Raw genomic sequence first — 7,345 nt, 5'->3', positions numbered from 1 at the left:
CCGGAAAGCCGTTTACGCCGGAGACGATCGGCATGGCGGTCGCCATGCGCGACCTGAAGCAGCATCTGCGCGAGACCGGCGAGAGCAAGGGCTACAATGCCGGCTTCACGCCCGCCGACCGCTCGCGCTTTCTGGGCGCGCTGGACCAGATGGCGCGCAAGGCGATCAAGGCCGCGGAATAGCACTCGGGCGCATCGCCCAGCCTGCAAAGAATTCTCCACGCCGCCCGCGGTCGGGATTAATGTCTGCGCCTGCAACTTGAGCGATGGAGGACCGCTTCATGCCAGTGCGTTTCATAGGAACCGTTTCCGTTTCCTGGCTCACGCAGCCGGGCGCCGACCGCGACGTGAAGCTGGAGCAGGACTTCGGGTTCAAGGATGCCAGCGGGCTCGTCTGGACCGCCAAGAAGAATGCGGTCGTCAACGGCGCGTCCATACCGCAGATCTTCTGGTCGACTTTCGGGTCGCCCTTCATTGGCGATTACCGCCGCGCCTCGGTGCTGCACGACTATTATTGCGAGGTGCGGACCCGGTCGTCGGCGGCAACGCATCGCATGTTCTACGAGGCCTGCCTAGCTGGCGGCGTCGGGCCGCTGAAGGCGAAGACCATGTACACGATGGTCAAGACGTTCGGGCCAAGCTGGAGTGTGGTGGCCGAAAGCATCGTGGTCAACGGCCAGACGGTGATCAAGGAAGGCGGCACGCTGACATTCTCGCGCACCATGCCGCAAACCGAGTTTTCCGACGTGATCCAGTGGATAGAAGCCGAGAACCCGCCGATCGAGGAGATCGATGCGGAAATCGCAAGGCGCTCGACGATAGTGCCGTTTCTGCCGATCAGTGAATTGGGGATTGCGGTCGAATGATTGTGAAATCGACGCATGAATGATATCATTGCGATATCACAGGAGGCACAGCCATGGCCAGCATGGTGATCAGAAACATTCCGGACGATGTACTCGAGCGATTCAAGGCGCGGGCGAAGGCGAAAGACAAATCGGCGGAACAGATGGCCCGCGAGGTCATCTCCAGAGAGGCAGGCATGACGCGCGAGGAAGCATGGGCCGCAATGGACGAAATCCGGTCGAGGTCGAAGCCGGTAGACCTCGAAACCGCGCTTCGGATCATGGAGGAGTCGCGACAAGAGCGAGACGAAGGGCCTTTCATGCCTGGGCTGGACGATGATCATTGACGCGAGTGCCGCGGTCCCCTGGCTTATCGCCACGCCATTCACGCGAGCGGCCCGACGCCTGAAATTTCAACCCGGCAGAGCCCCATCGCTGATCCTGATCGAAACGACCAACTCGCTTCTGAAATATTTTCGGGTCGGCCAGATCACGGAAGCCGATATAGATTTTGCCATCAAGAGCCTTTCGGCTGCCTTGGACGAAATCGTTGACAACGGTGCGCTTCTTCACGCTGCAACAAAAATTGCTGCCACCAACGGCCACAAGATCTACGACTGTCTCTACATCGCGCTGGCGCTGGAGCGGCATGAGCCGTTGGCCACGGCCGACAAACGCCTGGCCTCGCTGGCGCGAAGCCTCAATATCGAAACGCAACTGATCGGGCCTGAACCTTGAAACCTGTCTCTCTCGCAAAATCCCACGGCGGCATCCAGGGCGTCTATTCGCATGCGTCGGAGGCTTGCGCCTGCGACATGACCTTCGCGGTGTTCGCGCCGCCTCAGGCGGTGGAACAGCGCTGCCCGGTCGTCTGGTACCTGTCCGGCCTGACCTGCACGCACCAGAACGTCATGGACAAGGGCGAATACCGGCGCATGGCCGCCGAACTCGGGCTGATCATCGTCTGCCCCGACACCAGTCCGCGCGGCGCCGATGTGCCCGACGAGAAGGATAACTGGCAGTTCGGCAGCGGCGCCGGCTTCTATGTCGACGCGACGCAGGCGCCCTTTGCGAAGAACTACCGCATGTATTCCTACATCATGGAGGAGCTCCCGGCGCTCATCGGCGAAAATTTTCCGGCCGACATGGAGAGGCAGGCGATCTTCGGCCATTCCATGGGTGGGCACGGCGCGTTGACGATGGCGCTGAGAAATCCGGACCGTTTCAAAAGCTGCTCGGCCTTCGCTCCGATCGTCAACCCGATGGCAGCCGGATGGTCGAAGCCGGCGCTCGAAAAATATCTCGGGCCGGACGAAGCCGCGTGGCGGGCATACGATGCCTGCGCACTAATTGAGGACGGCCACCGCTTTCCGGAATTCCTGGCCGACCAGGGAACGGCCGACGGCTTTCTCGATGAGGGCTTGCGGCCGTGGCTGTTCGAGGCGGCGTGCGCGAAGGCCGGCATTCCGCTCACGCTGCGCATGCAGGAAGGCTACGACCATTCCTACTTCTTCATCTCGACCTTCATGGACGATCACCTGAAGTGGCATGCGGCAAGGCTTGGGGTATGTTGAGATTCAGGTGAGGACGGCTGAAATACGGCTTTCTGCGCGTCCGGCCCCCACCTACCCAAAATCACGCTCCGCTCCGGTCCAGACGTCCACAATTTTGGCCGCTGCGCGCCCATCTTCGATTCCGGCGCAGCCTGACCCTAATCTCAACAAACCTTAGCCGGCCTCCAGTCAAAGAAAACCCACTTAAATACAAGCGTTTGCTCGATAATTCCTTCGATAGGGTTGTACTCTCAACTCCTGTCCGTCATTATTGTCGTCCTATCCACGCTCAATTGCGGGCGCGGCAATTTCAGCCACCACAGGAGGTATATCGGGTGTCCGACACCACGAACATTTACGAAGAAACACCGGATCTCGACACGATCGGCGGCCGTCTGTCGCGAGCCCGCGAGGCCAGCGGCCTCAGCGTCAAGGAGCTTGCCCTGCGGCTTGGGGTGAAGACGGCGACAATCCAGGCATGGGAAAGCGACCGCTCGCAGCCCGGTTCGCACCGGCTGACAAAACTGTCCGGCCTGCTCGGCGTCAGCCTTTCATGGATACTCCACGGCGTCGGTATCGCGCCCTCGGAGGAGAGGGATGCTTCTCAAAGAGCCGATATCGTCAACGCTCAACTCGCTCGCCTGGTGCTGCTGCACGCCGAAACCGGCCAGTTGATCAACCGTTTGCAGAACGACCTGGACCGGCTGGGCGCAGTTCGCTAACCGGATCTGCTTCAGGCTACCCTGTCTATCAGCGGCAGGAGGTCGGGATGGATCGACGGTGACATCTGCTTGATGAACGTCAGCAGCGCGCGCTCGTTTTCGTGCAGCACAGGCTTGCCGCCGATCCGCTCGATGAGCCATCCGGCTTCGCCGGCGTCAATCGCTTCGGCGCGGCGGGCCAGCGCCTCGCGCGACAGATTGTGGGCTTCCCAATCGGTATCGATGCTGGCCGAAGGGCTGTAGGCGTCGAGTATGCCGGCGACGCCGCCCCCGGCCATACGCGCGAAAAAGCTTCCAATGCCCGCTTCGGGCGCGTCAATGAAGGCATCCTGGCGCAGCGCCTTCTCGCGCGTCGGCGCCTCATAGCCCGATCCGCACATGACGAAATTGGCCATCGTCTTGACAAAAAGATCATTCCAGGACGGATCGTTCGGCGCTTCGGCCGCGCGCTCGTTGATCGTCAGCAGCACCTCGGCCTCGGCGCGGGTGATGGCGATGTTGCCGTCGCCGCCGAAGGCGTAAAGGATCCGGCGCAGCAGATCGACTTCATCCCTGGTGATGCGTGCCGGCGCAAGCTCGCCGCCCTTGGCAAGCGGTCCCTTGCCGTCCACGACCGCATGCATGACCTGCCGCAGCGCGTAGGCCGAAAGCTTCTCCGGCGAAAACTTCGCCTTTTCCAGCACCGTCACCATCAGCTCGAGTTCGGTGAACGTATCGACCATGCCATCGCGCGAGACGACGCCGATCAGCCAGTCGGCATTGGCGGCCGAGATATAGCCCGAAGGCTTTTCCTGATGGACGATGTAGTCGGTTATCGCCTCGACGAAGAAGACCGGCCATTCCGCGCATTTTTCGGTCGCGGATGCGTCGAGCGCGAACAGTGATTCGGCCTCTTCGGGTGTGACCACGCCGTCGCGGAATACCTGGCTGCGCAGAAGGATTACGTCGTCAGCGGTGATGCGGTTCTTCGCTGCAAGCCCGCCAACGGGTGCAGCCACGATGCCTTCGCCCATTTTTCCCGTCCCAAACCAACGAAAGCGGCCATTGCCGCCTCCAAGCCGGGAGCAAGACTAACAGCATTGGTTTGAAGAACCGGTAAAGGGCGTGGTTAGCGAAGGGTTGTTGAAAGCCATGTCGCAGGCACGTGACAAAGTGTCGGGCATGGGCTACACACGGGCCGTCGAGGGGCTTTCGAGTCCCTACCTGTTTGCGGGAGAGAGCAGCGAGAGCTGCCGCCGAAGGGGAAATCGCCCGAAATCTCTCAGGCAAAAAGAACCGTAGACGGGAAAGACACTCTGGAAAGTCGGGACTGGGTCCCGCGCCGAAGGTGTAAGCGTCGCCGACAGAGTTCCGGTTGCGCGAGTCTCTCAGGCTTCAGACAGAGGGGCACGGAATGGCCGCCATAGCGGCCGCTTACGTGCGCTCTGGAGAAGTCATGACCGACGGATCGACAAGAACACTACCCCTCGATGATCTACACAGGTCGGCAGGCGCGCGCTTTGGAGCGTTTGCAGGCTGGTCGATGCCGCTGACCTATCCGGCCGGCGTGATGAAGGAGCATCTTCACACGCGCGAACAGGCCGGCCTGTTCGACATTTCGCACATGAAGCTGTTCGAAGTGTCCGGGCCGGACGCGGTGGCGCTGTTGTCGAAGGCTTGCCCGCTCGACGCCAGTGGCCTCGACATTTCGCAATCGAAGCTGACGTTCTTCCTCAACGAGCAGGCCGGTATCCTCGACGATCTGATCGTCACCAGGCTCGGCGCCGACCGCTTCATGGTCGTGGCCAATGCAGGCAATGCGGCAGCGGACGAAGCGCATCTGCGTGATCTGGCCAAGGATTTCGACTGCAAGATCGATCCGCTCGACCGCGTGTTCCTGGCCATTCAGGGGCCGGAGGCGTGGGCGGTGCTTTCCCGCGCAGGGATCGAGACCGGATCGCTGACCTTCATGCACGGCATTGAGCCGCGCCAAAACTGGTTCATGAGCCGGTCCGGCTATACGGGCGAGGACGGCTTCGAGATCGGTCTGCCGGAAGCCGACGCGCGGGCGCTGGTGGAGAAGCTGCTTGCCGACGAGCGCGTCATGTGGATCGGGCTTGCCGCGCGCGACAGCCTGCGGCTGGAAGCCGGGCTTTGCCTGCACGGCCAGGACATCACGCCGGAAACCGATCCGGCGAGCGCGGCGCTGATGTGGGCCATTCCCAAGGAACTTCGCGCCACAGGCGCTTTCATCGGCGCCGAGACGTTGTGCGAGATCGCTGCGCGTGGACCGGTCGAAAAGCGCGTCGGCCTGAAGCCGGAAGGCCGCCAGCCGGTGCGCGCCGGTGCGCAGCTTTTCGACGAGAACGGCAATCCCGCCGGCCGGGTCACTTCGGGCGGCTTCGGCCCTTCGGTCGGGCACCCGGTCGCCATGGGCTACGTCCCGGTCGACCTGGCCAAGCCCGGCACCAGACTCTTCGCAGATGTGCGCGGCGCCAAGATCGCCGTCGACGCTCATTCCCTTCCCTTCACGCAGCATCGCTACCGCAAAGGATAATTTTTCATGGTGACCACCTATTACACCGAAGACCACGAATGGATCCGCGTCGAAGGCGGCGTGGCGACCGTCGGCATTACCGACTATGCGCAGGAGCAGCTGGGCGACCTTGTGTTCGTGGAACTGCCGGAGGCCGGCCGCAAGCTCTCCAAGGGCGACGTCGCGGTCGTCGTCGAATCCGTGAAGGCGGCGTCCGACGTCTATGCGCCGGCGGATGGCGAGATCGTCGAGGCCAACACGGCGCTCTCCTCCGACCCGGCGCTGGTCAATTCGTCGCCGGCCGGCGACGGCTGGCTGTGGAAGATGAAGCTGTCCGACGACAGCCAACTGTCCGGCCTGATGGACGAGGCCGGCTACAAGGCAATGATCGGCTGAGGAACTGGACATGACAGACAATCGCGCTGAATTCGCAGGCCGCCATATCGGGCCCGGCCCCGCCGATACGAGGGCGATGCTCGCCGCGCTCGGCCTGCCCTCCGTCGAAACGCTGATCACGCAGACAGTGCCGAAATCGATCCGGCTCAACCGGCCGCTGCATCTGCCCGGTCCGGCGACCGAGGCCGAGGCGCTGGCCGTGCTTTCCGAGAAGATGGGGCGCAACCATGTGCTGAAGAGCTTTATCGGCCAGGGCTATCACGGCTGCCGGGTGCCGCCGGTGATCCAGCGCAATCTGTTCGAGAATCCCGCCTGGTACACAGCCTATACGCCCTACCAGGCCGAAATCAGCCAGGGGCGGCTCGAACTCCTGTTCAATTTCCAGACGCTGGTTACCGAGCTGACCGGCCTGCCGGTGGCTTCGGCCTCGCTGCTCGACGAAGCGACCGCGGTTGCCGAAGCGGTCGGCATCGCGTTTCGCCATCACCGCGAGAAGCGCAGCCGCGTCGTCCTGGCCGGAGAGTTGCACCCGCAGATCGTGGACGTGGTGAAGACGCGCGCCGAGCCGCTCGGGATCGAGGTCAATGGCGGCGAGATCGACGCCGATACGGCGGCGGTCATCGTGCCGTGGCCCGACACGTTCGGCGTCTTCCACGACCACTCGGCGGTGATCGCGAAGGCAAAAGCCGCGGATGCGCTGGTCATCGTCGTCGCTGACCCGCTGGCGCTGACGCTGCTCGAAGCGCCGGGCAATCAGGGCGCGGATATCGCCGTCGGCGCCATGCAGCGCTTCGGCGTTCCCATGGGCTATGGCGGTCCGCATGCGGCCTATCTCGCCGTGTCGGACCGGCTGACGCGGCTGATCCCCGGCCGGCTGGTCGGGCAGTCGACCGACACCAGAGGCCGGCCGGGATACCGGCTGGCGCTGCAGACGCGCGAACAGCATATAAGGCGCGACAAGGCGACCTCGAACATCTGCACGGCACAGGCGCTGCTGGCAAACATGGCGGCGGCCTTCGCCATCTGGCACGGGCCGCAGGGCCTGCAGACCCTGGCGCGACGGGTCCATGCGCTGGCGGCACGGTTCTCGGCCGGGGTCACGGCCGCCGGATTTGCGATCGCCGGCAAAGAGATATTCGACACGGTTACAGTGACGGTCGAAGGGCAGGCCAAAAAAATTGCCGCCGAGGCCGAACTTGCCGGCCGGCTGATCCGGGTGATCGACGATAACCGGGTCGGGATCAGCTTCGACCAGACTTCGGTCGAAGAAGACCTGCAGGCGCTGTCGGGCCTGTTCGGCGCCACGCCGCCTTCG

The 7,345-nt window shown here is 63.1% G+C and carries 10 protein-coding genes and 1 riboswitch; of the genes, 9 read left to right on the top strand and 1 reads right to left on the bottom strand.

Translation table 11 applies throughout. The annotated features are described in order from the left end of the window. From MAXJ12_RS20325 to MAXJ12_RS20300, 6 genes are all read left to right on the top strand, one after another. Positions 1–182 (top strand): DUF188 domain-containing protein (locus tag MAXJ12_RS20325; protein ID WP_008837854.1); only part of this gene is annotated, 182 nt, incomplete at its 5' end. 98 nt (positions 183–280) lie between these two features. Further along, positions 281–865, top strand: a complete 585-nt coding sequence (locus MAXJ12_RS34525; protein ID WP_157999643.1) for a DUF1353 domain-containing protein — start codon at positions 281–283, stop codon at positions 863–865. A 53-nt stretch (positions 866–918) separates the two neighbouring features. Beyond that, the gene (locus MAXJ12_RS20315; protein ID WP_008837852.1) at positions 919–1,191 is read left to right on the top strand and encodes a FitA-like ribbon-helix-helix domain-containing protein; all 273 of its coding nucleotides are present in this window, start codon (positions 919–921) and stop codon (positions 1,189–1,191) included. After that, a complete protein-coding gene (locus MAXJ12_RS34520; protein ID WP_008837851.1) occupies positions 1,181–1,582 on the top strand; it encodes a type II toxin-antitoxin system VapC family toxin in 402 nt (133 codons plus the stop codon). Before MAXJ12_RS20315 ends, MAXJ12_RS34520 begins: the two co-directional genes overlap by 11 nt. Further along, entirely contained in the window at positions 1,579–2,418 is an 840-nt protein-coding gene (gene fghA, locus MAXJ12_RS20305; protein WP_008837850.1) for an S-formylglutathione hydrolase, read from the top strand. Before MAXJ12_RS34520 ends, fghA begins: the two co-directional genes overlap by 4 nt. A 314-nt stretch (positions 2,419–2,732) precedes the next feature. Next, positions 2,733–3,119, top strand: coding sequence for a helix-turn-helix domain-containing protein (locus MAXJ12_RS20300; RefSeq protein ID WP_008837849.1), 387 nt, complete (start codon positions 2,733–2,735; stop codon positions 3,117–3,119). A gap of 11 nt (positions 3,120–3,130) precedes the next feature. Here MAXJ12_RS20300 and MAXJ12_RS20295 read toward each other — a convergent pair whose 3' ends face one another. Next, entirely contained in the window at positions 3,131–4,132 is a 1,002-nt protein-coding gene (locus MAXJ12_RS20295) for a hypothetical protein (RefSeq protein ID WP_008837848.1), read from the bottom strand. A 187-nt stretch (positions 4,133–4,319) separates the two neighbouring features. Next, positions 4,320–4,407: riboswitch (glycine riboswitch) on the top strand. A 147-nt stretch (positions 4,408–4,554) separates the two neighbouring features. Between MAXJ12_RS20295 and gcvT the strand changes: the two genes are divergently transcribed. The 3 genes from gcvT to gcvPA all read left to right on the top strand — a co-directional run. Next, positions 4,555–5,655 (top strand): glycine cleavage system aminomethyltransferase GcvT, encoded by a 1,101-nt coding sequence (gene gcvT, locus MAXJ12_RS20290; protein ID WP_040587065.1) that lies wholly within the window; start codon positions 4,555–4,557, stop codon positions 5,653–5,655. Between the two features lie 6 nt (positions 5,656–5,661). After that, complete coding sequence (gene gcvH / locus MAXJ12_RS20285) at positions 5,662–6,030, top strand: glycine cleavage system protein GcvH (RefSeq protein ID WP_008837846.1); 369 nt, start codon at positions 5,662–5,664, stop codon at positions 6,028–6,030. 10 nt (positions 6,031–6,040) lie between these two features. Continuing rightward, positions 6,041–7,345, top strand: a 1,305-nt coding sequence (gcvPA, locus tag MAXJ12_RS20280) for an aminomethyl-transferring glycine dehydrogenase subunit GcvPA (protein ID WP_008837845.1), incomplete at its 3' end; no start/stop codon positions are given.

The organism is Mesorhizobium alhagi CCNWXJ12-2 (assembly GCF_000236565.1).
In the GTDB taxonomy this organism is placed as follows: Bacteria; Pseudomonadota; Alphaproteobacteria; order Rhizobiales; family Rhizobiaceae; genus Allomesorhizobium; species Allomesorhizobium alhagi.
Note: the sequence above shows the minus strand (reverse complement) of the source record. Positions and strands in the feature narration are given on the sequence as shown.

What these genes read in the sequence shown, in the direction of transcription:
- MAXJ12_RS34525 (WP_157999643.1), top strand. Translation starts at nt 281, where the DNA reads ATGCCAGTGCGTTTCATAGGAACCGTTTCCGTTTCCTGGCTCACGCAG.
- MAXJ12_RS20315 (WP_008837852.1), top strand. Translation starts at nt 919, where the DNA reads ATGGCCAGCATGGTGATCAGAAACATTCCGGACGATGTACTCGAGCGA.
- gcvH (WP_008837846.1), top strand. Translation starts at nt 5,662, where the DNA reads ATGGTGACCACCTATTACACCGAAGACCACGAATGGATCCGCGTCGAA.
- MAXJ12_RS34520 (WP_008837851.1), top strand. Translation starts at nt 1,181, where the DNA reads ATGATCATTGACGCGAGTGCCGCGGTCCCCTGGCTTATCGCCACGCCA.
- MAXJ12_RS20295 (WP_008837848.1), bottom strand. Translation starts at nt 4,132, where the DNA reads ATGGGCGAAGGCATCGTGGCTGCACCCGTTGGCGGGCTTGCAGCGAAG.
- gcvT (WP_040587065.1), top strand. Translation starts at nt 4,555, where the DNA reads ATGACCGACGGATCGACAAGAACACTACCCCTCGATGATCTACACAGG.